Genomic DNA, 25,557 nt, shown 5'->3' with positions numbered 1-25,557 from the left:
TAATACACATAACCCCCAAAATAGGAAGGAGTCCAAACGAAAAAATTCTTTATAAGGGAATGCACAGGCACTCTTTACTCAATTTCTCACCAGTCACGCATCAGATAGCATTGGGTATGAAAGCTCTTTATTTAACAATTGTAATCGGACAATTTACATGCTTCATTACTTTGTGACTGACGCTGCCGATTATCATTTCTTGAAAAGTATTTAAGCCGCGACTCCCGATGACAAGTTGGTCAATTCCTTCTGAATTCACATACTTTATTATTTCTTGACTTGGATTCCCCTTCAACATGATAGTCTTCGTCTTCACTCCGACATCTTTTGCTAGTTCTAAAATAGGATGCACTTTTTGCTCTCGTTTCAATGTTAAGCTCTCTGGGCTTTGCGATAACAGACGCTCATCTTTCGCCTTATTATAATCTGATACATAAATAACTTCTAACTGCGCGTCAGGTAAGTAACGGACAAGCGTAATAGCATGTTTTGCCGCACGTAAAGCATTTTCTGATCCATCAATTGCTACAGCAATCTTCATGTGGATTCCTCCCTTATGTTAATCGTTTGTACAATTGTTCACTTGAAGAATTTAACCCTTGAATCTGTACCTTCACACCTTTTTGCTCAAGCTTCTGTTTCACTTTATATATTGCACCGACTGCAGATTCATCCCACAGCTGACTGTTTTCAAAATTAATGACGATTTCATTTTCTGTAACATTGTCGAATGACTGAATAAATTTCGTAGTAGATGCAAAAAACAAAGGTCCTTTCACCTGATATCCATCCAAATCATGCGTTACGGTCACACGAGAAATTTTTGCAACAAAGAATAGCGCACTTAATATAACACCAATAACAACTCCAATCGCTAAATTATGTGTATATAAAATAATCGCAATTGTAATGAGCATAACAAGTGATTCCGATTTAGGCGCTTGTTTCAAAAACTTAAACGAACCCCAATTAAATGTTGTAATACTAACCATAATCATCACCCCGACAAGAACGGGCATCGGAATTTTGATAACTATGTCACCTAAAACGATAATTAAAAACAGTAGAAATACACCCGCGGTTAATGTTGATAAGCGTCCTCGTCCACCTGATTTAATATTGATGATTGATTGACCAATCAAAGCACAACCTGCCATCCCACCGAAAAAACCAGTGATAAAGTTGGCGATCCCTTGTCCACGTGCTTCTTTATTTTTATTACTCGACGTATCAGTCATATCATCCAATACTTGGGAAGTAAGTAATGATTCCAATAAACCAACAATCGATAAAGCCAAAGCATAAGGGAATATGATTTTTAACGTTTCAAAGTTAAGTGGAATATCTGGAAGAAAAAAAACCGGCAATGAATTTGGCATCGTCCCTAGATCACCAATCGTCTGTAACTTCACACCACTTATGAGCGCAATACAAGTCATAACGACAATCGCAACAAGAGGTGCAGGAATAGCCGTGAAAAATCGTGGAATCGCGTACACTAAAATTAATGTAACAATCGCAAATAGATAGGTCATACTATTTGAGCCCAGTAAATAAGGCAATTGTGTAATGAAAATCATAATCCCTAGTGCATTCACAAATCCAAGCATGACGGAGTTTGGGATGAAGCGCATTAAATTCGCAACACCAAGTCCACCGAGTATTAATTGAATAATTCCTGTTAAAATTGTGGCTGCAAGTACATATTGTAGACCATGATTCGCCATTAAGCTGACGAGCACTAAAGCCATCGCACCTGTCGCAGCTGAAATTAAACCAGGTCGGCCACCTACAAACGAAATAATGACCGCAATTGTAAATGAAGCATATAACGCGACACGTGGATCTACACCCACAATGAACGCAAAAGCCAATGCTTCAGGAATGAGTGCCAGTCCTACAACCATACCTGCTAAAAGATCGGCACGCACATTCCCAAACCACTGTTGTTTTAAAGTATACATACGGTTCCCCTTTCATGATGTCTAAAATTATAAAAAAGCTTATGCCAATGTTAGAATGTTAATATCATATCATTTTTAGTCCCATAAGGTAATACTTTTGGGAAGTTAGGAGCGAAAAAATGAAATACGGATATATCCGTCCGATTGTCTTGGATCAACATTGCGCCCACCAATTAAATGAACTTTTCATTGATACATTATGTAAAGAGACACATGGACTTGCCAGGAAAAGAACAGAGCTTGAACACTTATTAATGGCACTTAAAAAAGATGATGAACTATTCGTCCAAAATATTGTAGTATTAGCTGATTCCCTGCAGCAGCTTTTAGATATTTTACGACTAGCAGAACGAGATCAAATCGCCATTCACTTCCTCGATGAACAATTATCCAATCAAACAATACAAAAAGCTTCACTACTTCAAAGTGCTACTTTTTTCGCGGATTTACAATCTAAATTTCTAAGCCATTCTTCTACATTTACGCTACAAGCTGCTAAACAGCAGGGTAAATCGATTGGTCGTCCACGAAAACCAGATGACAATTTACAGCTGGCTTTTTCAATGTATGACAGTAAAAATTATACGTTATATGACATAAAAGAAGCGACTGGAATTAGTAAGTCTACTTTATATCGCTATTTGGATGATCGTTCTACATCGTTATCCGACGAGACAGAATAGCAGATATAAAATTAAATATGTTGTAATAAAGAATCTTACCAACAACGCTTGGCGCTAGGGGGTGCCTCCCAAGTGGTCTTCTTTCTGGCTTATCGCGGGAGGCATCCACAAAGCGTCAAAGCGGTATTGGCAGGAATTCTAATTAGTTCTAAGTATTAGGACTTTTTCAACGATCTCTCAAATGCCCTTGTAAAGCGCATACGCAGGATTCATTGGTTCAACATATATAGTTTATATTTCAAACGCAGTAAAACTGCCTGCGTCATCAAAATCATAAACTTGAATAACCCTGTCTGAAAATTGTTCTACTATATGTATGCTGCTTCCGAGCACTAGGGAAAGAACGTTGAAATCCTTTTCTTTTTTCTTTTTGTTGAATTCTAGTAGAAATGAATCGTTTAAAGTGTCCTCACCATCCGTAACGAAAACCAAATCGGCTTGTTTAAACCGACTTTCATTGATTACATTCATCGCTTGATCAAGCGGAAGTGCAAAATTCGTACCACCACCTAGAAAGGTTCGAGCCAAACTAACCATATCAGACCCTTTAATTTCCCCTTTTTCATATTTATGAATTTCTGTCAGAGTAGAGAATAATATTAAGCAAAAATCCCTTCGCTGCCTTTTCGCAATGGACATTAGGGTTAGTATAAAACCTTTGGATTGTGTATCCAGTTTGTACATACTGCCTGACTGATCTAGACAAAGTACGATTGGACCCTTCTCCAATACCTCACGCCCTTTCTGTTCATATTGCATGGTTTGGCCTTCCACAAAGCGACGAAGAAAATCGTTCTTCGATAGTGAATGCATGTATAAGCCAAATTCCATCGGGAGTAACCTCTCGATATCGTTGCCTAACGTAACTCCCCTTCTTCCCATAGACTCCTTATGTATGGATTTCTGCTTTTTACGGGCTATCTGTTTGAATCTACCCGCCCACTCCGCTATTTCTTTCATCGTTTTATCAGAAGCCATTTTTTCAGCTAATGCTAGTTGGTCGCGTAAAGGAACCTTTTTTAATTCCACATCACCACTCCCTGCACTACAGCCGCCAAGCAAAGACTTTAGACCGTCTTTCACTTGTTTTGTTTCTTGCATGGCTTGAGCCAATGCTTGTGAAAAGCTATGACTATTATTTTGAAGCAACTGTTGCAATTTCTCATCAAATTTAGTCATCATTTCATTAAAAATCTCTTCTGACACCCGACTTCCACTTCCCGGCTCTTCTTGCCAATCCTGCTCTTGAAGTCGCCTTTGCATTGCGTGAATTTCCTGGATCTGTTTTTGAAAGTCTTCATCTTCCTCTTTTTGGTCAGCTAGCCATTGATTCGTCTTTTCTCCGAATTTCACCGTGCCGATAGCTGACAATAAATCATCCAATCGGGTGAAGCTTCGGTAGTATACAAAGGATTCATCCGCCATGATTCTGTCCATGAGTGTTTTATTCACCTTAAGTACACTGTCTACGTCCCCTGCCAAAATTTCTGGTTTCATCTTATATAAGGAAGCCCAAATATCAGCCAATAATGGTTCGAACATTGGCAAAGCACCTTCACCTCTTACCTTTTGAAGACCCAGAGACATGTCGAAAATTTCTTTGAAACGTCTTTTATCGTATGCGTCCGTATTCAAGACTGAACGATTCTTCATAAAGAATACCCCCTTTCACATATTAAAAAAGGTGCTGGTGGAGCCCCTCTTGTCATTTTGGGATTCAAAATACCACGGTTCTAAAATACTATCCAGGATTTCATGTTCCATCGAGGTCACTTTATCAAGTAATGGGCCAATATCAGCCTTCCTACTTTGATTGATACTTTGGAGGTTCTTCAAATCAGCCACTAAAGCTTTCATTTTTTGAGTTGCTTCCATTCCTGCTTCTGGCGAATGATCCTGCAGGATGGCGTAGAATACTTCATTTGCTTCATTTTGTATGGAGTAGAGAATCTGAGTAACAACATCTTGTGAATGGTTGCGAATAATGGAAGACACGGTATCTTTTTGATCCACCGTTTCCCAGAGTACATTTTCCAGGATGACAATATCATCTATCTTCACAACTTGCCTTTGGTTTATCAACGCCTTCGCTTGAAGGACTGAAAGCGACTGTTGAAACCGCCTGTCAGAAGGCCGAATTCCCTCGTCACGCAAATTAGTACGAATTTCCGAAAGAATTTCATACACTTCATCCGGTATTGTAACCCTGTCCGTCAAAAACTGGAGTTGAATCAATTCATCCATCGTAAAGGAAGGCATGGCCTGATTTTGACCGGTCCCCTTCATCATAGAAACAAAATTCGTATCATCCGCAATATAGTCTAGCTCGAACCGAAGTAAAAACCTGTCGAAAAGAGCTTCAAGCCCTTCTCCTTCTTCAGGATATTCGTTCGAAGCACCAATAACTGACATTAAAGGAACCTTTACTGGCGTTCCGTTATTATAGAAGAGTCGTTCGTTGATAAGCGTCAGTAAACTATTCAAGATTGCCGAGTTTGCTTTGAATATTTCGTCAAGGAAAACTAGATTAGCTTCTGGCATTTTAGTTGTTGTATTCCTCTTGTACACACCTTGTTCAAGGTCTTTTAACGACAACGGGCCAAAAACTTCTTCGGGTGTACTGAACCTTGTCAGCAACCATTGGAAGTATTCTGTTCCTTGTACGATTTTTGCTAATTCAAACGCCAATGCGGATTTCGCAGTTCCAGCAGGTCCAATCATGAGCATATGCTGTCTAGAGAGCAGAGCTACAAGAATCCCCTCAACTTCGTTCTCTCGTTCGAAAAACCTTGAATTGAGTGCCTGTCTGATTTCCTCTAATTTTTTTAAATTAGTAATTGTCATTTTATATAACTCCTAACTTTGGAATGTAATTAAAAAAGGTATTCGGCTTCAAATGCATCTTGCTTTCTTTTACAAAGAACATGTCGAATTTGCCTCTGAAAGATTCTTGTTCTACATAACAGTTTGATGGATACTCAGTCATTTTAATCATCCAATTACTATATTTTCACCATAGATGTCTTTGCACCAACTATTCTTATAGGTAACGTCATACTACTGTTGAGTAACTCATTCAGTTGGCGCTGGAAATCCGATGAATCATCCCACTTAAATAGAAGTCATCTATCGAGAAATAAACAGCGCCTACAGTTTACAACGGGGGGGGTTCTTCAATATCGGACAGTGGTATAGACAATGATAATCATGTGAAAGGCAGTGACTGGCGCCAGTCACTGTCTCATACAATAGTTAGAAAAATGAAACTTTTGTGACATAATTTCCGTATAAGGAGTAGATAAAAAAGAGGAAGTGGTTGAGACTATGTACCATAAATCACATTCGAATCGTATTTCTTTTTCATAGAGAGGGTCTTTCGAGGGAAGACTGGCGTTGTCATATCTGCAGCTCTTACATTCCTATTACTTGTAGGCTGCACTCAAGACGAACCACTAGACAAAAACATAGAACTTATTCAAGGCTATCTGGAGTATGAATTGACTACTCCAAATAAAGAAGCAATACAAGACACAATGAACTGTGGAAGTGGGTTGAGAAACAGAACCAGGCGAGCGTACCATTCAGTAAAGAGTATAGCGCATATTTAAAGGATAGCTACGGACCTTATTTTTCCGAAAGTGGTTACGATAAATTAGTGAGAACTTATGTATTAATGTTCCACTTAGCGGCGGACAAATACGATTATCAGACAACTGTTAGTAAAATCGTTATAGAGCAAAATAAAGACACCCCAACGAATTATTACTTTACTGTTTATATTGAATATGAAAAAAAAGGGGAAGATAAAGTGGATGCAGAAATAACAGGGATAGCGATTCTTCGCCCAGGTGGAATTGAGGAGATTAAGTACCTTGGTGATAAGAAAATGTTGAGAACGCTTCTATCAGACGATTAAGAAGGAAAGTAGATGATGAAATTTCAAAAGAAATCACCCAACTAATGGATGCTTATAGTTGTAGTTGATAAGTTGTTGTAAAGTGTCTCTCATAACTCACAAAAAAACTATATAAAAAGAGCGCTTATAGGGCGCCCTTTTTTAATGCTTTTATCGATGATAGTCTTCTCTTTAACGTTCTGAGTAAAGTACGATTTCCATTGTTATTTGTTTATTCCCCAAAAAGAGACCCCGTTAGTTATGACACTGAAATTCTTCTGTTATCTCTTCACTCGTGAAATCGTCATCCCATCCCCGATTGGAATAAGAAGCGATTCCAATTGGGGATGATTTGCTACCGTTTCATTGAATGTTTTCATTAATTCTGTATAACGTTTTGATTTCGCCTCCGGATCCACTATACTACCGCCAGCCAGTACGTTATCCGTCACGATTAACGCACCCGCCTCCGCAAGTCGAATGCAATAGTCTAAGTAATTTTCATAGTTTTCTTTATCTGCATCGATAAAGAAAAAATCAAATCGCTGCCCCTCGTCAACTAATCCTTCAAGGCTTTGCAAAGCTGGCCCCGTCCTATAAGATACTTGATCACCAAAGCCTGCCTTCGCTAAATTGCTAGCTGCTAACGTTGCATATCTCTCCTCTAATTCAAGGGAAGTTAATTTCCCTTCACTACCAAACCCTTTGGCAAGACAAATTCCACTATAGCCGCCAAGCGCCCCAATTTCCAGCACATTTTTCGCCCCTGAAATGGCTGTCAGCATCGTAAGTAGCTTGCCAGAAGAAGGTGAAACCGATATGGCAGGCATACCGTTTCCTTCGATCGATGCAATCACTTCCTCCATCAGAGTATCTTGCTTCGTAAACACTGAATCGATATATCCGTTAATTTTTTTCATCCAACTCAATCCCTTCCTCATTAGCATCTACCATTGGCTTGCGATCCGACATTTCATCTACATTGATTTCAAAAAGTTGAATAAACTCATTAATGATCATATCAATCGCTTTTAATTCACCGACTAAAATTGGCTGGATTGATAGAAACTCGGGTTGATCTAACTGTTGCATAATAGTTGAACGCTTTAGATGCATACGCTCTAAAAACGCAATTGCTCTTCCTCGACGAAAGGTTTTCGCACCACGCTGATGCACGCCCTCTTCCCCACCGTGGCGTCTGCCACGATGACGACCTTCTCCCTTGATATGTTCTTCTCTCATTTGTATTCTCCTCCCTTTGTATACGTTTGTATACTTAGTGTCATTATCTTAATTGTATACAAACGTATACATACTGTCAATGTTACGTCGTTTGTGTTTATTATAAAAAATAGAGGCTTGGGACTGTTCTTAATCATTTCCCTTTGTTGAATGAATCAAGGCTCGTTAACTCATCGATTGTTATCTTCAGTAAATCTTTCCACATGTCAAATCCATCCCGTTTGGGTAAGCATGAAGTAAACTCTTTGATTTCAGAATTGCCTTGGAGCAGACGCTATATAGAAAGTGACAATGACTTAAATTCATAACGATATGTTATAAAGATCGAGTAAGTAGTTATTCACTCGTTCCCAAAATCTTTAGCACTTCGTGTACCTGTACCTTCGGAAAGCGACGGATCAAAGACCACCATACGATTAACGAAAATAGCTGTTTAGGGGTGCGACTTTATCGCACCCCTAAACAGCTATAAATCCCGATAATGATGCAGTAGTCGTTCAATCCAAAGCGATCCGCAAGCACGTGTACATGAGGTGTCTAGTATTCACCGCAAAAGTAAGCAGTAATTTAATGGTTAAATTTAGTTGATTACCATTTGTACAATTAACTCTTTTACTCTCCCTAAAATATAGACTTAATATCACATCCATACCGCGCCAATGAATAATAAAAGGGTGAATGCTACTAAGGGACTGTCCTTCTACGCTTTACGCACCAGAAGAATTTGACCGTTCTTTCATTTTTTGATGCAGCTCATTCAGCCGCGTCATCAGCTCATCATATTCAGACAAGCTGATGTTACAAAGCTGAATTTCTTCTGCGACTCGTTTCGTGATAGGACCCTGTTCGCGATGCGCTTTTTCTTCTAAATAAATATAAACTTTTCGTTCATCTTCTTTTGAGCGTTCTTTTCGTACCCAGCCATTTTCCTGCATACGTGTAATCATCGGTGTCAGCGTTCCGGTTCCGAGGTCGAGTCGTGTACCAAGTTCTTTCATCGATACTTCGTCTTTTTCCCATAATGCTAAAAGCACCAAATATTGTGGATACGTCAAACCAAACGGCTGCAACACACTTGTATACAGCTTATTAAACTCTCCAGCCGTTTCGTATACAGCGAAACAAAGCTGGCTGTTCAATGACAGAAAATCCTTCATGATAAAATCTTGTTCAAATCTTCTTCGATTTTTCCAGGTTCAGTTTGCGGCGAATATCGCTCTACAACCTCCCCATGTTGATTCACTAAAAACTTCGTAAAGTTCCACTTGATTTTTTTCGAAAACAACCCTTTTTTCTCTGTCGTTAAATGAGTGAAAAGTGGATCCGCATTGTCACCGTTCACGTCTATTTTCGCGAAAATGGGGAAAGTGACACCATAATTCACTTGGCAGAATTCTGTTGTTTCATTAATATCGTCAAACTCTTGATTATTAAACTGATCGCAAGGAAATCCCAAAACCGTCAGCCCTTCATCTTTGTACTTTTCATAAAGCGACTGCAATCCGCCATACTGAGGGGTTAATCCACATTTACTAGCTGTATTTACAATAATTAGAGGCTTGCCTTCATATTCTTTCAGTGACGTGATTTCCCCATTTGTTTTTTTTACTTCAAAATCATAAACTGATACCATTTTAAGTCTCCTTTTAGTTAATCACTATTTCAACATCAACGTTACCATTGAGTGCTTTAGAGTACGGACAGTAGTGGTGCGCTTTATTCACATATTCTTCCGCGACGGAATGGTCAACGCCCTCAATTGTTACTTCGAGCTTGACGCCAAGTTTAACACCTTTATCTTCTTTATCTGGGTAAAGAGAAACAGTCGCTATTACTTCACTGCTTAAAAAGTCAACTTTCCCCTTCTCCAACTGTAACTCAAGCGCACTGTTAAAGCATGCGCTGTAACCTGCAGCAAATAGCTGCTCCGGATTCGTTGCAGTTGTGACATCGCCCCCTAATGCTGCTGGTTTTGCAACATCCAAATTGAAAATATTGTCCGGTGAATAGACATACCCATCACGTCCGCCTGTGTTAATGATCGTCGTTTCATAAAGTGCTTTCATGTCAAAAACTCCTTTTTCTTTTATTTAAATCGTTCACAACTAAATCGTACACGATCCATATTAAAAATGCAAATATAATCTAATTTCTCTTTTTGTTATTTCTACGTTGTGACACCCCATAGATAATCACCAAAAGAACAGAGCCTGTTTATGATGGAATTCGTCAGTGGATCGCTAATTCGGGGTTTTGAATGCTGAAGCATAAAAAAATTTTAAAAATCCCTTTGGATACTAGTATCCAAAGGGATAAACCGCTGTAACTTTTAATAACCAGTAAGACTTTATTTCAGATGTGTATGGTTTCTGACACTCATACAACTGGAGCCAGTTTATATTAGCATTATTTACTTCTCACGAATAATACTTTATACCACTGATTTACTAGAAACGGCATACAGGACAAGCAATAAATATAACCTAATTGTATCCCACTTAATGTTGCGACTTCAAACACACCCGTAAGCGATGGAACAAATAACACTAAATGTAAACATAGAAAACCTATTAAAAATGCTAGCCAAGTATAGAGATTCGAAAACACACCTATTGTGAAGATTGATTCTTTAGATCTAGAATTGAAGCCATGTACTAATCTTGACAAACATAATGTTGCAAATGCCATTGTGCTTGCTGTTTGCGTATCCCCCGTTGACAACCCTATTCGAAAAGCAATAATCGTAGCTATAGCAATTAATAAGCCTTCGAGTATCACTTGAGTCGTAAATGTTTTATTTAATAATGGAGTGTTAATATCTCTTGGCTTGTCCTTCATTGTGTTTTTATTATGCGGCTCTAAACCTATTGCAATTGCCGGCAAACTATCGGTAAGTAAGTTAATAAATAATAGATGCACGGGTGCAAAAGGGACGGGTAAACCTAATACTGTTGCATATAAAACAACAAAAATAGCACCTGCATTCCCTGATAATAAAAATAGAATGGCGTTTTTAATATTCGTATAGAGGCTTCTTCCATTCGAAATAGCTTTGACAATCGTTGAAAAATTATCATCCGTTAAGATCATAGAGGATGCATCTTTCGCTACCTCAGTACCGGTTATCCCCATCGCCACACCGATATCGGCTTGTTTTAAGGCAGGACCATCATTGACACCATCTCCCGTCATCGCAACTACATTTCCTTTTTCCTGCCAAGCTTTAACGATGCGAATTTTATGCTCTGGTGTTACACGGGCATAGACAGAGAAATCTTGAACCTTTTTTTGTAGTTGTTGATCAGTTAATCCTTCAATTTCATGTCCTTCGATCGCTTCTGATGGATCGTTTAAAATACCAATTTGTTTGGCTATAGCAGTTGCTGTTATTTTATGGTCACCTGTAATCATAACTGGTTTAATACCTGCTTTTATACAGCTTTCAACCGCTGATTTTGACTCTTTTCTCGGAGGATCCATCATCGCTATTAATCCGACAAAGATTAAATCTTTTTCGACTTCGACATCGATTAGTTGATTTTTCGATATCTCTTTGTAAGCAATTGCAAGTACTCGTAAACCATTCATAGAAAAGTCACGATTCACTTCTTCAATTTTATTACGATGTTCATCCGTAATATAAAGTACACCTTCTGAGGTTTCAATTTTCGCAATTTTGGATAGAAGAACATCTATTGCTCCCTTTGTAATCAAAGTATAGCGCTGATTGAACTGATGTACTGTACTCATTAGCTTTCTGTCTGAATCAAAAGGTATTTCGGACAGCCTTGGATAGTGATTTCTTACGATTAATTCGTCAAGATTGTACTGCTTCCCCAATTTCACAAGTGCAATTTCAGTTGGATCACCAATTTCTTTACCATCTCTTTCCAAGGCGTCATTACACAATAGTGCCTTTACGATAAGATTTTTCTCAATCGCATTTTCTGTATGTAGTTCATCATGCGAAATGACTTTTTGATTAATATATACTTGTTGAACACTCATTTTGTTTTCCGTTAATGTTCCCGTTTTATCTGAACAAATAACGGATATACTTCCCAGACTTTCAACAGCATAGAGTTTACGTATAATGGCATTTTCCTTCGCCATTTTTTGTGTCCCAAATGCCAGCACAATGGTAATAATCGAACTTAACGCTTCCGGAATTGCCGCAACCGCCAGCGAAACAGCAAACATAAACGAGTCTACTAACTCGCGTCCTCGAAAAAGATCAATAATGAAAATGGCTAAACAGATCATCGTAATTCCTAAAGCTAATTTTTCCCCAAAACGATCTAAATTTACTTGCAAAGGTGTTTTCTTCTCTTTCGCAGTATCCAGTAAATTTGCGATTTTCCCGAATTCCGTTTCCATACCAATGGATGTAACAATGGCGGTACCACGTCCATTGGTGACAAAGCTTCCAGTGAACACCATATTCTTTTTATCGCCAATCGTAACACGATCTTCTTTGATGGGCGCGGTACTTTTCGCAACAGCCAATGATTCACCTGTTAGTGAACTTTCATTAATATGCAAATTATGGCTTTCTGCTAATCTGCCATCAGCACTTATATAGTCACCAGCCTCTAAATAGAGAAGATCTCCAACTACTATATCTTCTGAAGAAATCTCTACTATCTGTTTATCTCGCATCACTTTTGCAACTGGAGAGGTCAATGCTTTCAGATTATCCAAAGACTGTTCTGCCTTCACATGCTGCACAGTGCCCAGGATTGCGTTTAATATAACGACAATCATAATCACAATCGTGCTTTCTACTTCACCTAATAGAAATGAAATGAAAGCGGCAATCAATAATATAATGACTAATAAATCTTTAAACTGTCCAAAGAAAACGGAGAATGTACTTGTCCTTTTTCCTTCCAGCAATTCATTATAACCGTATACTTCTTGCCTATTTTGGACGTCATAATCGCTCAATCCTTGATTTGTCACGTCCAACATCTCCATGACTTCAACTGATGATTGTTGATGAAATTCTGACATTCGATTCCCCTTCCAACGTAAATTTAGTAGACAATACAATAGCACTAAAGCCTAGAAGTGAAATCTCTATGGGTTATATTCAGTAGAAAAAAAACTTCTATTTAATAATCTTTCTGTTAGCAAATCTCGATTCCCGACGAGCAGACCTCTTATGGATTGTCCTATCTTATGTAGGGAGTGAATCCACTTGAATATATTCCAGAAAACAGCATTCGATAATAAGCTTTTCAATTTTGTTTCCAATCTACTCCACCTCCATAATACTCTACCAATACTATTCCTAGTTCTGTTCCAGTATGCTAATAATCAATATACAAATTAAGTTATTTATTGTATCGGTGAAAACATAAAATAGATTCACTATTACTCTTTAGTTGATTTTAATTAGATTAGTTTGGTCCACAAAAAAATAACACCTGAAGTCCACCGACGTTTGGTCAATGGATTTCAGGTGTTTTCTATTCTAAATACGGTACTTATTCACTAAACCAATTATGTGTGGAAATACAGTTTTGTTTGAAATATAGAATAGACAACTTTCTAGAGGGATTGTAAATGCCCGAAGATGCACTTTCGGGCACTCTCGCACGTTATACAATGCGTTCTTTGCTTACTAGTAGCAAAGGTACCGCCTAAATAGGTAATCATGTTATTCACTAATCATCAGGTGTGGAAGTGCTACTAATTTGTGCTTGGTATAGAAACAGCCAACCGATTAGAAATTAATTGAGTGTCTTTCCATGTCAAAAGGTTTTCAACATATCCTAATGTATCTGCATTTGTTGGTCCAATAATGCGCTGTAGGGCCAATAGATCATAATTGTAACTTTCGTTAGTTGTAATGATTGGATGTAAAGCTCCTAAGGCAAGAACTTCACCTTTTAACGGATTTTTTAGTAGTCCATTATCATCGTAATACTGTGCTAAATAATCATGGCCTTTGTTGCTGATATCTATGGTGAACAATAGGTTTTGCCGAGAACTTTCAACACGCACTTTATAGAAATCCTCATAATTTACTTGGAATGTGTATTTTTCATTGTAGCTATCGACATTAAAGAGTTCATGTAAACTGTTATTTCTAAAGGAATAGATATAAAAGATGCCATATCCCCCACTCCCACCCGTTTCAATGCTTACCATTATGTCAGGTACAAGATCGTTGTCAAAATCGCCAAGGAACAACCGTGCATTATATCCCGCGTTGTTTTTGAGATGTACGGTTGTACTTTTATAAGACTTGCCATCTTGAATAATAAGTGTAATATTGTCAGCAAAGATACCCGGTGGTCCAGCGACTTGACCATATAAATAAACCGTGTCTAGAATACCGTCTCCGTTTACATCTCCTGTCTTCAAGTCCAACAATGTACGATTCCCGTAAAACGCAATCCCTCCTGTTCAAATTCAATTGTTGTCCTTGCACTATATGCTGAAATTAGCTAGAGGATTTCCTTCCAGCAAAACGGAGCCCGACATTATGCTTCTATATCATTTAAGACTTCCAACGATTCCAACACATGATCTAGAAATTCTGCAATGTCACCCATATGTTCCTCGTTAATTTTAGATTTGAATTTCACTTCAATAAAGTTCTGGTAACTTGACGCTTCTTGTTCATACACGAAGCTTACTGTTTGCGTTAACTGAATGTCAGTTTCCCAAATGATATTTAATGCTTGCTCAATTCGCTTGCATTGTACGGCTACATTTTGAACAGGTTTGTTAAAGCGTACTACTAATAAACAACCTAGATTTTTACTAGGCAGCTCTAAAATCTCCCCTGCCAAATCTTTTACGGATGCCCGTAATACAATCTCTGCTGTCACATGGGGGTGATCTGCTAGCGTAAATTGAATAGCAAAATCTCGAGCCATAATGGCAAAATCCATTCGGTCGACCCGGTTAGTAATCATGATTTTCCGATCTACATTATCTAAATCATACACCTGATTTTCAAATGCTACTTTTAGATTTTCAAAAATTGTGGGATCATACAAATTGCTTCCTCCAAGTAACAACCGATTTTAGTTGTGCTTTATTTTCCGCAACATTTTTTATGTTTTTTCCCACTGCCACATGGGCAAGGTTCATTCCGGCCCGTTCTCCCACCCTCAATTACGCTAAATGGGGTGCTAGGTAGCGGCATTAAATGGTGTTTCTCCATTTGTGCAAGTTCATGAGGTGTATGACCTCTATTTTCCCAAATGCGCGTGGTGTTCGCAATCATGGTGATAACTTGCATATATTCATTCATTTGCTTCATATCTTTACATTTAAAACGCCCTAAAAAATTCTGCACTACTCCTTGGAAATTAACGTGCACACCTTGTAATTGACCGACCAATTCATCAATTTCATCTTTAATCATGAGCGTACTACCACCATAAAAGTCTTTCGCAAGCATATTTCCAAGCTTTTCTTGGTGGCTTGTCTTTTCATAATATAAATCATCTGCGTAGCGCAGTAGCTCTTCTTTTGTAGGTACATAAAATGGCTTTCCTATGGTTCCTTCTAAAAACGCAGAATAATTCTCGACATATTCAATGGCTTCATGGATCAATGCACTCTTATGTGTAAACACACTTTCTTTAGCTAGCTGTTTTGCGGAATGAGTATCTGCTAACAGTGCCTGTAGTTCACTACTCGATACAGCTGGCTCATTTTGAGAATTATAAATCTCCAAAAACTTTGGATACTCAATCAATCCATATAAATTAGTACATGCTATAGCATACTGGACGATAAGGTTTTTGTTAGGCAGTAAGTCAGGATCTACCGACTTTGCACCGCGATATTTATCAGATAGCACATGATAATTTTCATGATCGATATATTGCCATTCTGTCTTTTTGTATTTCACATATTTTAAACGATCATTCAGCCAAGCAATGTCCAAAGGTAAGTAGAACTGCTCCTCCGCCCATGCATATGTGGATAAATAATCTGGATGTGTCGAATCTTGATACACTTCTAGAAAAGCTTCATATCCTGGGGGACCGCCAACATCCTCCGGTGGCGCCGTTCCTTCTCCATTAAGTAATGTGGGATAGCCAAAATAATAATCCTCTACTATTTCTTCAAGCTCCACAAGAATCCGCCAGTCGTCACCAAAATCATAGTTATAAATGAAATGACTGTGTTTTTCAAGATACGAATCTATTTTTATACTCGCTGGCTGCTTGACCGTTTTACCATAATAGGTCTTCCCTTTATATTCGTCTAAAATCGATTCATTATTTGTGATAAAATAATCATCTATTTCCACTCCAAAGGTATGGTACGGCTCAAGTGTGCTTTGAAAATTTGTGACGTTCTGGATTGTTTCATGTAAACGGTTAAATGTCGCACCTGCGGGTAAAATAATGCGCCTCCAGATATGCGGCTTTATGTCTTCAAAGGAAAGTTTTAAAATATATGCTTTCATATGTCACCCTCGTCAATTATTTTCATCTAATGTTATGGCTACTACCTATTTTAACGTAATTAATCCACAACATCGAAGAAAAGACCTTTCGCATGTTCAGTAAACTTGCGAAAGGTCTTACCTATTTGGGATAGTTTCTCACAGAAATACTTCAAATTCATTTCAAATAAAATAAACCACCATTGATGATGTCAATTTTAATTCTCGCTTCGTATTGTTGGTCCATCGCTTCTTTCTCAATCTCATAACAATCCGGCTTATTTTCTACCCCTTCATAGAAGTATTCTAATACCCTGCGATCCTTTCGCCATCTCAACTTCGCTTCTTCAGCCCATGTGTGATCAGCTTTCTGTATGAAGTTATCAATTATCCCATCCAATCGTTCAAGGGCACGAATGGGTTTAATAATATAAGGTAAATTAAAGGTGTTTTCCGATTTAGTGGTATCTAAATCCACTGCACTTAACAATTCCTGAAACCCTTCATTCACCTGGCCCGTCATTAAGTTTATACCTAACGAATGAAGAATTTCCTTCGTTTGATCGCTGTAATATGAAATTTTATAATTAACAGCTAACCAAGGTGTTAATATGGTTTGCGTTCCAAGTTTATCTGCTACCCGTTCATACATCTGGACATATGAACCCATCTCTTTTGTTGCTTCAAACAGTTGACTGAGCCGTGGGGAACCGAAGTGTATAACTTCCCCTTTAACGTCTTCAACAAGCCTATTTTTATCAGTGATAAAAGTTAGTTGTGCTGGACTGGGCACGCCATCTGTACTCTCTAAGTATTTCCAATAATATGGTCTATTCATAATTTTTTTATCCATATCAACCGTTAATTGAACGTTGATATAATAATCATTGTCATTTACTATTTGGCAATTGTTTTCATTAAAAAACTGCAGTAAATAACTGTGAATTTGTTGTGGGTACATGTAATTCCTCCTTCAATTCCCCAAGCTTTTTCACCTCAAATGGACTCTTTAAAAGCAGATAAAATATCATCCAACTCACCCACTACTTGTTCAAAGACCCCAATTTTAACATGAAGTAAATCCAATATTTGGTCTTCGATTGTATTCTGAATGGCTAAATTATAAATATGAACGTCATGCTCTTGCCCTAACCGATGGACACGTCCAATGCGTTGCTCTAACTTCATGGGGTTCCAAGGTAAATCATAGTTAATGACGTGATGACAAAATTGTAGATTAATCCCTTCACTGCCGGATTCCGTCGCAATTAGCACCTGCGCTTGTTCTTTAAACAGCTGCTTCATCCACTCCCGTTTATTCTTATTGAATTGTCCGTTAAAAGGGACGCTTGTGATTCCTTTTGACTGTAAATACCATTGCAAATAGGTTTGACTTGCTCGATATTCGGTAAAGAGTATAACCTTATCATTTGCCTGAGTAATAATTTCATAAGCTTTTTCTGCTTTTGAATTTATGTCTAGTCCCATCAACTTTTGAATAATTCCTTCCACATAAGAAATGTCTTCTGGTTTAATGCATTTTTGAAGCATGTTAGTTAACGTTAAGCATGTAGCTTCCTTACTGCTGCACATTTCCCTTTGCAGCGTTATCATAGAGAAGGCATCCGAAAAAACGGGACAAACATTTTTAAGTTCTGAAATCAGATCGTATACTTCTTGTTCTTCTTTCGTAAAATCAATCGGTATTATTTGAACACGACGATTTGTCCATTCAATTCCAGTATCCTGCCTTCTATTTCTTACCATCACTTGATTAACCAATTCTTTTAAATAATCGTCGTGTTCCACATTGTGCTTACTCGCGGAAAAAGACGATTGAAAGGTTTCGTAATTTCCTAAGTGCCCTGGTTTTAGTAATGAAATGAGATAGAAGAGTTCGAATACATCATTTTGAATTGGCGTGGCAGTCAATAACAAACAAAACTTTTTCTTTAAGTTTTGTACAAACTCATAATTTTTAGTTTTGTGGTTCTTTAATTTATGAGCTTCATCAATGATGATTAAATCATACTCTTGATCATAGATGTTTTCTTTATGGGGGCTTCTTTTTGCCATATCTATACTCATAACGACAATCGTACAATGGTTTAAATCGTAATTTTTTTTATATTGCATCGCTGGAATATGAAATTTTTGGTTCAGTTCTTCAATCCATTGATTGACAAGTGATGCTGGAACCAAAATTAACGCCTTCTTCACAAGGCCTCTGATTAAATACTCTTTCAAGATCAAACCAGCTTCGATGGTTTTACCAAGTCCCACTTCATCTGCAAGAATCGCTTTTCCATTCATCCTTTCAATGACCGTTTCCGCCACTTTCAATTGATGGGCTAGGGGTGTAAGATTGGGTAAATATTTAGGTGATTGAAGGCCATTAAAATCTGTAATCAAGTTCGTTTTTACCGCCTCATAACTCATCCTATATAATGTCCAATTATCCCATGCCTCACGATTCTCCAGTCGCTCTGTAAAGCCTTCTTTCCACTCAGACGACCTTTCAATTATCATAACCATCACCTCATTATCACTTTTTCTTTCTCATTAGGTTGTCCCAAAAAGAAGTTCCTATGTTTATTGAATTGAAGTTCAAATTTCAGATGTGATTTTTATTGAAAATTCAAAAAGACATGAAACGCTTAACCCTAAAGGTCAAACATTCCATGTCCTATTGTTTTATTCATAAAGGTTTCCGAAGTATACACCTAGTTCGTGAATCCTTTTTATCAGTACCTGTTTACACCTAAATGAGTTAAATTTTTAACTCTATTTTAGCATCTTCTTTTAGCTCTTCAACATGTTTAGCAAGTAACTTCTGTTGTTGTTCTTGATTAATCATTTCTTGGATTTGTTCACTTACTTCTTTAAGCGGTGGCATCTCTTGTCCCGCTTCTTTTGATGAAGACGCAGCTTGATCGTAGTATTCTTTAATTTCTTTATCTGATACTTTTTTCGCTGGAGCTATCTTATCTTGGTACTTTTTATAGATGATGGAATCTGCGATTTGTTCTTTCAATGTTTTTACATCCATGCTTTGAGCTTTGAGCGCTTTCTTCATTTCTTTTTCGCCGCCAAATTGCTTTTCAAATACTGAATACTCTTTATCAATTTCAGATGCAGATGCTTTTATTTCAGCTTCCTTTGCTTTTTGAAGAATCAATGCCTGGTTAACAAGCATATCAAGTGCTTGCATTTTTACTTGTTCCGCTGATTCTTTGCTCGATGGGTCTTGTCCCATTTGTTGCATTTGACCTTGAATTGATGTCACCGCTGCATTATAGTTGTCACCTTTAAGTTCTTCCTTATTTACAACAGCCACAATCTTCTTGTCATCCACTTGCTGTTCAGCTAGCTTCTCTTGCATCTCTTTTGCAGATGCTTCTTGCTCTTTTGTAGCTTCTGGTTCCTTAGTATCTTCTTGTTTAGTTTCTTCTTGTTTGGTTTCTTCTTGAGGCTTTTTATCAGTTGCCGCTTTATCTTCGCCACCGCAAGCAGCTAAACTTAATGCTAGTGCACCTGCTATAAATGGAACTAGTACTTTTTTGATCTTCATATCATGTAAACCCCTCTCAAATCTGCCGCTCTTTTTTTCTAAAGCTTAGTTTGTATCTTAACGAACATTCATCAAAAGATAAACCCATATCCCTCCACGACACCGAATTGTCACCTGCATGTCATTTAGCAATCACTACAAACGCCTATTAGACGCAGATCTATCGAAATACTGTCATTGAATTATTACAAGGTCAAGTTACGTAAAGTTTGCACATTTTCAATCTAATTTGCTCTATTCATTGGATTTTCACTACAGAAGTATAGTACATCTACTCTAGAAATTAGTAATTTAACTATATATGTTGAATTAATGAGTCCCATTGAATCTGCCGTGGCGCTCAATAATAGGAGAGTTGTAATTCGGGGTGTGGATTGTAGAACGCTTGGCGCTTTGGGGATGGCTTCGGCGACCCCTGTTAAGGCGCCTGCGCTAGGGTGTTCATTATCGAGAGAAATGTGATTTTGAGATGTATATGGAGAGACTTTAATGTGATTACTATTTCATACTAATTATAGTCAAGAAATCCGCAATCTGGGTTGCAGACTTCATCACAGCTAATGAAATGCGCTTTCTCACATAGACAATCCAGCGAAGACGCGACTTCGTGGTAGCCGGAGCGATAAGACTGAAAGCGGTCTTTCTTTCCGGCTTATCGCGGGAGGCATCCACAAAGCGGTGAAGCGGTATTAGGGAGAAGCCTAATTCATTCCAAATACAAGGGCTTTTTCAGTGGCCTCCCAAAAGCCCTAGTAAAGCGCAAACGCCGTATTCATTTGTTCAACATATATAGCACAAAATAAAGACCATGAACATGAAGAAAAATTCACATTGACAGTTACTGACACCATTCATCCTCTCCGGGTTGTGGTTGAAGCTGCCCCCATACTTCATATGGTGAATATTGTGTATTTCAAAGTACTCATTTATAATTAACTTATGCAAATTTTTACTTACCCATAAAAACTACAATCTGATTTTTTTCAAATTGTTAAGAGGAGGAAATATGAAACTAGGAGCATTCTCTTCAAGTCTAAGTGTAAAAGACATTCATAAATCAAAAGCATTTTACGAAAACCTGGGATTTCAAGTGTTTGGAGGGGATATAACCCACAACTGGCTTATTATGAAGAATGAAAGTTGCATAATAGGACTATTCCAAGGAATGTTTGAAAAAAACATTCTGACTTTTAATCCAGGCTGGAATGAAAATGCCGAAAATCTCGATTCGTTTACGGATATACGAGACCTTCAAAAACATCTTAAAGCAAAAGGAATTAAAATGTTGACTGAAGCAGATGAGTCAAGCGTAGGTCCTGCGAGTTTTACAATTGAAGATCCAGATGGGAATTCCATTCTTGTAGATCAACACGTTTAATGAAGAGCTAATAACGTTTCAAGGAACTTTAGACTGATTTTATGACCACCCATTTCACTTCTTATATAGACACTTAAAACGAAAAAGGATACATCGAATAATTATTTCTTAAGCTCAAAAAAACACTGGAAACCCATCTATGTTCTGCCGATGGATTTCCAGTGTTTTTTTCGGAACATCAGTAAAGTGAAATGATGATGTGTTCCTTTGTTAAGTAAATTCATTATGGGTTGAACTTTCAGGATGCTCCTCTTGCACACAACATACCCAAAATTTATTTTCCGACGGGATCTATTGGTTCTTTCCCCGTTAAAACAGCTACTAAATTCTCTGCCGCTCGCATCGCCATTGCCGCTTCCGTTCTCGCTGTAGCTGATCCGATGTGAGGGACTGTCACGACATTCGACATTTGAAGTAATGGATTAGTTGGATCCACAGGCTCTTTTTCGAATACATCCAGACCTGCTCCATGAATTTCTCCGTTTTGCAAAGCATGAATAAGCGCTTGTTCATCGACAGTCTGACCGCGAGATATATTTATGAAAACAGCAGATTTCTTCATCAATTTGAATTCCTCTTTACCAATGATTTGGAACGTTTCAGACGTAAGAGGTGTCATCAACACAATATAGTCGGCACGTGTTAACAGTGACGTCAAATCGCAATACTCCGCACCATACTTCTCTTCAGCTTCCGGTTTTCTATTCCGATTAAAATAAAGAACATCCATATTAAATCCGAATTTTGCTCTTCTCGCAATCGCTTCTCCAATTCGCCCCATCCCAATGATGCCTAACGTGGTACTATGTACATCTTCCCCATAGATTTCGCGATAATTTGTCGTCGGTTTCCAGCTTCCCTCTTTGACGAATCGATCCAACTCAGTGATACGTCTAGCTGTGGATAAAATGAGGGCAAATGCTAAATCTGCAACTGTTTCATCCAATACATATGGCATATTGGTTCCAATTACATTTCGTTTAGTCATAGCGTCTATATCAAAATTATTGTAACCAACAGATACGTTACTAATGACTTTTAGGTGAGGGGCGTGATTCAGTAACTCCTCATCAATTCTTCCAACCATACTGCTACCCCCAGTATATAACCCTTCAACATCAGCAATTTCCTCTAACAGAATATCCCTCGGAGTTCGCCCATCGCCATGCCATTCACGAATATCACAATACTGATCCATATAGTCTTTCACTTGGTCAGGTATAGAATATGTTGAATAAATTTTTGGTTTCACTTTTCATTCCCCCTACTATTCACTAGCTTCTAACTCCATTGTGCCATAGTTTACAATCTTCGACACGTGAAATTCCATAGTGTCAGTTGCCCACTAGCGTTGCATAGCAGTAAAATAATGGTTTTTATGTCACTAGCTAATGAAAAGAAGTTCAAATAATGCAAAAAAAGGGGCTCCTACTGTAAAATAAAACTGACGACTAATCAGTTACCTACTCTACAGAAAGGAGCTTCCTTATGAAAAGTGTAGAGGAAAACTTAGTCTTTCGTCAATATTTATCTCTATTGCCAGTTAACATTTTGGCTTGTCCATTGATGAATTATGATGCGAAAAAGCTAACTGACTTTTCCCTTGTGAAAATCTTGATTATGGCCAACTTATGTAAGTGGGAAAGTCTTCGCGAAATCGAAGAAGGCATTCGGTCAAAAAAATCGTTTCAAAGAGATTTGGGGCTTACGTCAATTGGTTACTCACAAATTAGTCGTCGACTCATCGATTTGAATACGGCTGATCTGGCCGACTTGCTCGGCCGCTTAGCTCGACACTATTGGCTATTACAAAGGCATGCAGAAGGGATAAATCCCAAAGTCGGGATTTTGCGTATTATTGATGGAACCTATATCAAGCTACCAGACAACGCATCAAATTGGACAGCCATTTCCAAAGTATCCAGTGGGATTAAACTGCATATTCGTGTAGTAGTTGCTTCTTCGAATAGTATATTTCCCGAAAAAATGATTCCATCCACGGGAAATATAGCGGACTCTGATGCCGTGAATCACATCATCGATGATGATGCTTTGTATGTAATGGATCGAGGGTATGCACATAAAACGAAGATGGGTGGCTGGTTGCAACGTAATATACAATTTCTCGTGCGTGTTCGGAAAACTTTCACGACAGAAACACTCAAATCATATACACCCACTCTACCAAATGTCGTGAAAAATGAATTGGTGTCAATTCGGACACGTGAAGAACCGTTACGCTACATTGAATTTGTTGATTCTGAGGGCACATCCTTCCATCTAATCACGAATCGTCTCGATTTAAGTGAAGCAGAAATTTTAGAGACATACAAGAACCGCTGGTACATCGAGCTCTTCTTCAAATGGATTAAGCAGCATTTAAAGGTCAGCCATTTGTTCAGCCATTCGCCCGCAGGTATTTGGAATCAGCTGTTTATCACGTTGATTACCTTTGCCCTTATTGAAATCATGCGACTCATTCATCAACCTAAAAAGTCAGTATGGGCGTTTTTAAGGGTATTTCGTCTCTATATTTTCAATCCAATCAGCCAACTTTTAACTACCTGTAAACGTCGGTTAAAGAAAAGCAAAGGAAGGCAAAGGTTGCCGGATTCCAAACCGATAGAAATCCGTTTTGGAGAAGATTTCGCGATTGTAAGCCCGATTACTAAAGAGCATTTTTTAAGAAAAAACTCTACTGTATAAAAAAAGAAAACAATTCTTCATTTACGGACGTGTTTCCTTTTTTTGTTTTATAGGTGGTATAATCTATCTTTTTTTACTATTTATGAATACTATGCAACGCTAGTGTCAGTTGCCTTTGCAAGAAACTATCGTAACTATCTAAACTTTCATGATTTATTACTGTAGGTACCTACAATAGTTCGAATTTTGATCGCAACTTCAGTAATTCTGCATCATCTCCGGAAAGTTTTGCCACGACAACTGCATTTTTCACTTGAATAGTGTAGGAACGCGACATTCTACTAGCCACAATAAGACTCCTTAGTAAATATGTCATGAATAGATAGTCGAAAGCGGGGTGAAAATAGTGCAGTGAAAATGAAGGTCATCAAGCCCCACTCACCAGTTTTTTATGCAAATAAATGGTTAACCAACAGACGTGATGTTGTAATAAAGAATCCTCCCAACAAAGCTTGGCCTCAGTAGACGTCTTCGCTGGACATTATATAGAATCAGTAGTTCAATTTATGTAGAATAGTCGCATGAACAAATTTATACAGTATAGTAATACCAATTCATCGATATATATTCCCCATTTTACTTATGATTAATTAAGGCTGTTTTCGCATAGATTGTTGCTTTTTGACCATACTGTTAAAAGGTTGATACAATACGGTTAAGAAGGCATTCAAGTATGTGGACAGATGTATATGAAGACTTCAGCGACTTAACCAAATTGGAGCAATTGGCGTTGTTTGAAGCAATGAAACAAGACTTATTTCCAGATGACCCAGATAAAATCACATCACTACTTAAAAGCATTCGTGAAGCACGCTTTGCTTCTGGTTTGGGTTGCGTCCATTGTGGGAGTACGTCAGTCAAACGTAATGGCAAATATCGCTCAAGACAACGGTACCTGTGTAGTGGCTGCGGGAAATCGTTTAACGACATGACCAACACGCCATTTTCAGGCTCACGTTACCCCGAAAAGTGGGTCAAATACATTGAGCTGATGGTGGAAGGCTATAAAAATTGCTGAACGCCTACAAATTCATCTCTCTACGGCATTTTACTGGAGACATAAAATCTTGAATGCATTAGGAAGCCAAGGCTTTAATCAACTACAAGGTATCGTTGAAAGTGATGAAACCTTCTTTCGTGAGTCTATGAAAGGAAATGAAATCCCCCATAGAAAGGCGAAGAAGCGTGGAGAGAAAGATGAAAAACGGGGAATTTCCAACCTGAAAATTGCCGTTGTAGTCGCACAAGACCGAAATGGAAGTGTGGTTGCTCGTATTGCGGGAAGAGGTCGCCCAAAAGCCGAAGAAATTGACACGGTGATAGGTGAATACATTCACCCATCTGCTTTGCTATCTACAGACACAGCTACGAACTATAAGAAGTTCGCAAAAATAAAAGGACTCAAGCACGAAACGGTAAATGAACGACAAAAACAACGTGTTAAGAAGGGTATCTATCACATCCAACACGTAAACAACTTCCACAATCGTTTAAAGTCTTGGATGGTACGTTTTCAAGGAGTTGCCACCAAGTACCTTGACAACTACCTTTACTGGTTCCGCTGGCTTGACCTCGGCAAGAATTTATCATTTGAGAATCGGGTAGAGCAAATGCTTATTTCAGCGTGTCAAAAATCCAATCATACAACGGTAGCAATGTTGAAAACAACGTAAAAAAAGACCAATTTAATTGGTCCCAT

21 protein-coding genes and 1 pseudogene are annotated in these 25,557 nt (G+C 38.1%); 5 read left to right on the top strand and 17 right to left on the bottom strand.

The window, feature by feature from the left end; genetic code table 11:
• Positions 1-127: 127 nt before the first annotated feature.
• Positions 128-541 (bottom strand): universal stress protein, encoded by a 414-nt coding sequence (locus tag MKZ26_RS00210; RefSeq protein ID WP_338656125.1) that lies wholly within the window; start codon positions 539-541, stop codon positions 128-130.
• Between the two features lie 13 nt (positions 542-554).
• A complete protein-coding gene (locus MKZ26_RS00205) occupies positions 555-1,964 on the bottom strand; it encodes a SulP family inorganic anion transporter (protein ID WP_340763690.1) in 1,410 nt (469 codons plus the stop codon).
• A 119-nt stretch (positions 1,965-2,083) separates the two neighbouring features.
• Between MKZ26_RS00205 and MKZ26_RS00200 the strand changes: the two genes are divergently transcribed.
• Entirely contained in the window at positions 2,084-2,647 is a 564-nt protein-coding gene (locus tag MKZ26_RS00200) for a recombinase family protein (RefSeq protein ID WP_338656122.1), read from the top strand.
• 231 nt (positions 2,648-2,878) lie between these two features.
• Here MKZ26_RS00200 and MKZ26_RS00195 read toward each other — a convergent pair whose 3' ends face one another.
• Positions 2,879-4,300, bottom strand: coding sequence for a vWA domain-containing protein (locus MKZ26_RS00195; RefSeq protein ID WP_340763688.1), 1,422 nt, complete (start codon positions 4,298-4,300; stop codon positions 2,879-2,881).
• 15 nt (positions 4,301-4,315) lie between these two features.
• Positions 4,316-5,491, bottom strand: coding sequence for an AAA family ATPase (locus MKZ26_RS00190; RefSeq protein ID WP_340763686.1), 1,176 nt, complete (start codon positions 5,489-5,491; stop codon positions 4,316-4,318).
• 811 nt (positions 5,492-6,302) lie between these two features.
• Between MKZ26_RS00190 and MKZ26_RS00185 the strand changes: the two genes are divergently transcribed.
• Positions 6,303-6,563, top strand: coding sequence for a hypothetical protein (locus MKZ26_RS00185; protein WP_340742410.1), 261 nt, complete (start codon positions 6,303-6,305; stop codon positions 6,561-6,563).
• Positions 6,564-6,823: 260 nt separating this feature from the next.
• Here the strand turns inward: MKZ26_RS00185 and MKZ26_RS00180 are convergent, their stop codons facing one another.
• From MKZ26_RS00180 to MKZ26_RS00125, 12 genes are all read right to left on the bottom strand, one after another.
• Positions 6,824-7,462 carry an O-methyltransferase gene (locus tag MKZ26_RS00180; protein ID WP_340763685.1) on the bottom strand — a complete coding sequence of 213 codons (639 nt, stop codon included), beginning with the start codon at positions 7,460-7,462 and terminating at the stop codon, positions 6,824-6,826.
• Positions 7,449-7,784 carry a hypothetical protein gene (locus MKZ26_RS00175; RefSeq protein WP_187045253.1) on the bottom strand — a complete coding sequence of 112 codons (336 nt, stop codon included), beginning with the start codon at positions 7,782-7,784 and terminating at the stop codon, positions 7,449-7,451. Before MKZ26_RS00175 ends, MKZ26_RS00180 begins: the two co-directional genes overlap by 14 nt.
• Positions 7,785-8,491: 707 nt before the next feature.
• The gene (locus tag MKZ26_RS00170) at positions 8,492-8,923 is read right to left on the bottom strand and encodes a MarR family winged helix-turn-helix transcriptional regulator (RefSeq protein WP_340763682.1); all 432 of its coding nucleotides are present in this window, start codon (positions 8,921-8,923) and stop codon (positions 8,492-8,494) included.
• 14 nt (positions 8,924-8,937) lie between these two features.
• A complete protein-coding gene (locus tag MKZ26_RS00165; protein WP_340763681.1) occupies positions 8,938-9,417 on the bottom strand; it encodes a glutathione peroxidase in 480 nt (159 codons plus the stop codon).
• Between the two features lie 13 nt (positions 9,418-9,430).
• Entirely contained in the window at positions 9,431-9,850 is a 420-nt protein-coding gene (locus MKZ26_RS00160) for an organic hydroperoxide resistance protein (protein ID WP_340742414.1), read from the bottom strand.
• Between the two features lie 340 nt (positions 9,851-10,190).
• On the bottom strand, positions 10,191-12,797 hold the full coding sequence (locus MKZ26_RS00155) for a cation-translocating P-type ATPase (RefSeq protein ID WP_340763679.1): 2,607 nt from the start codon (positions 12,795-12,797) through the stop codon (positions 10,191-10,193).
• 681 nt (positions 12,798-13,478) lie between these two features.
• Positions 13,479-14,165 carry a VCBS repeat-containing protein gene (locus tag MKZ26_RS00150; protein WP_340763678.1) on the bottom strand — a complete coding sequence of 229 codons (687 nt, stop codon included), beginning with the start codon at positions 14,163-14,165 and terminating at the stop codon, positions 13,479-13,481.
• Positions 14,166-14,275: 110 nt separating this feature from the next.
• Entirely contained in the window at positions 14,276-14,797 is a 522-nt protein-coding gene (locus tag MKZ26_RS00145; RefSeq protein WP_340763677.1) for a hypothetical protein, read from the bottom strand.
• Positions 14,798-14,835: 38 nt separating this feature from the next.
• The gene (locus tag MKZ26_RS00140; protein WP_340763676.1) at positions 14,836-16,224 is read right to left on the bottom strand and encodes a plasmid pRiA4b ORF-3 family protein; all 1,389 of its coding nucleotides are present in this window, start codon (positions 16,222-16,224) and stop codon (positions 14,836-14,838) included.
• Between the two features lie 157 nt (positions 16,225-16,381).
• Complete coding sequence (locus MKZ26_RS00135; protein ID WP_340763674.1) at positions 16,382-17,164, bottom strand: YqhG family protein; 783 nt, start codon at positions 17,162-17,164, stop codon at positions 16,382-16,384.
• 35 nt (positions 17,165-17,199) lie between these two features.
• The gene (locus tag MKZ26_RS00130; RefSeq protein ID WP_340763672.1) at positions 17,200-18,732 is read right to left on the bottom strand and encodes a DEAD/DEAH box helicase; all 1,533 of its coding nucleotides are present in this window, start codon (positions 18,730-18,732) and stop codon (positions 17,200-17,202) included.
• Positions 18,733-18,973: 241 nt separating this feature from the next.
• Positions 18,974-19,774: a SurA N-terminal domain-containing protein gene (locus MKZ26_RS00125; RefSeq protein ID WP_340763670.1), complete on the bottom strand. Its 801-nt coding sequence runs from the start codon at positions 19,772-19,774 to the stop codon at positions 18,974-18,976.
• 1,006 nt (positions 19,775-20,780) lie between these two features.
• On the opposite strand from MKZ26_RS00125, the gene MKZ26_RS00120 reads away from it, so the two are divergent.
• Positions 20,781-21,152, top strand: a complete 372-nt coding sequence (locus tag MKZ26_RS00120; RefSeq protein ID WP_067210794.1) for a VOC family protein — start codon at positions 20,781-20,783, stop codon at positions 21,150-21,152.
• A 274-nt stretch (positions 21,153-21,426) separates the two neighbouring features.
• Here the strand turns inward: MKZ26_RS00120 and MKZ26_RS00115 are convergent, their stop codons facing one another.
• Positions 21,427-22,404 (bottom strand): 2-hydroxyacid dehydrogenase, encoded by a 978-nt coding sequence (locus MKZ26_RS00115; protein ID WP_340763668.1) that lies wholly within the window; start codon positions 22,402-22,404, stop codon positions 21,427-21,429.
• A 236-nt stretch (positions 22,405-22,640) separates the two neighbouring features.
• Here MKZ26_RS00115 and MKZ26_RS00110 point away from each other — a divergent pair, with 236 nt between their 5' ends.
• The gene (locus MKZ26_RS00110) at positions 22,641-23,858 is read left to right on the top strand and encodes an IS4 family transposase (protein ID WP_340763666.1); all 1,218 of its coding nucleotides are present in this window, start codon (positions 22,641-22,643) and stop codon (positions 23,856-23,858) included.
• Positions 23,859-24,531: 673 nt separating this feature from the next.
• Positions 24,532-25,531, top strand: a pseudogene (locus MKZ26_RS00105) (IS1595 family transposase).
• The last annotated feature ends 26 nt before the right edge of the window (positions 25,532-25,557 follow it).

This window comes from Sporosarcina sp. FSL K6-6792 (genome assembly GCF_038004885.1).
Taxonomy (GTDB): domain Bacteria; phylum Bacillota; class Bacilli; order Bacillales_A; family Planococcaceae; genus Sporosarcina; species Sporosarcina psychrophila.
This window is presented reverse-complemented; position numbering and strand designations above follow the sequence as displayed.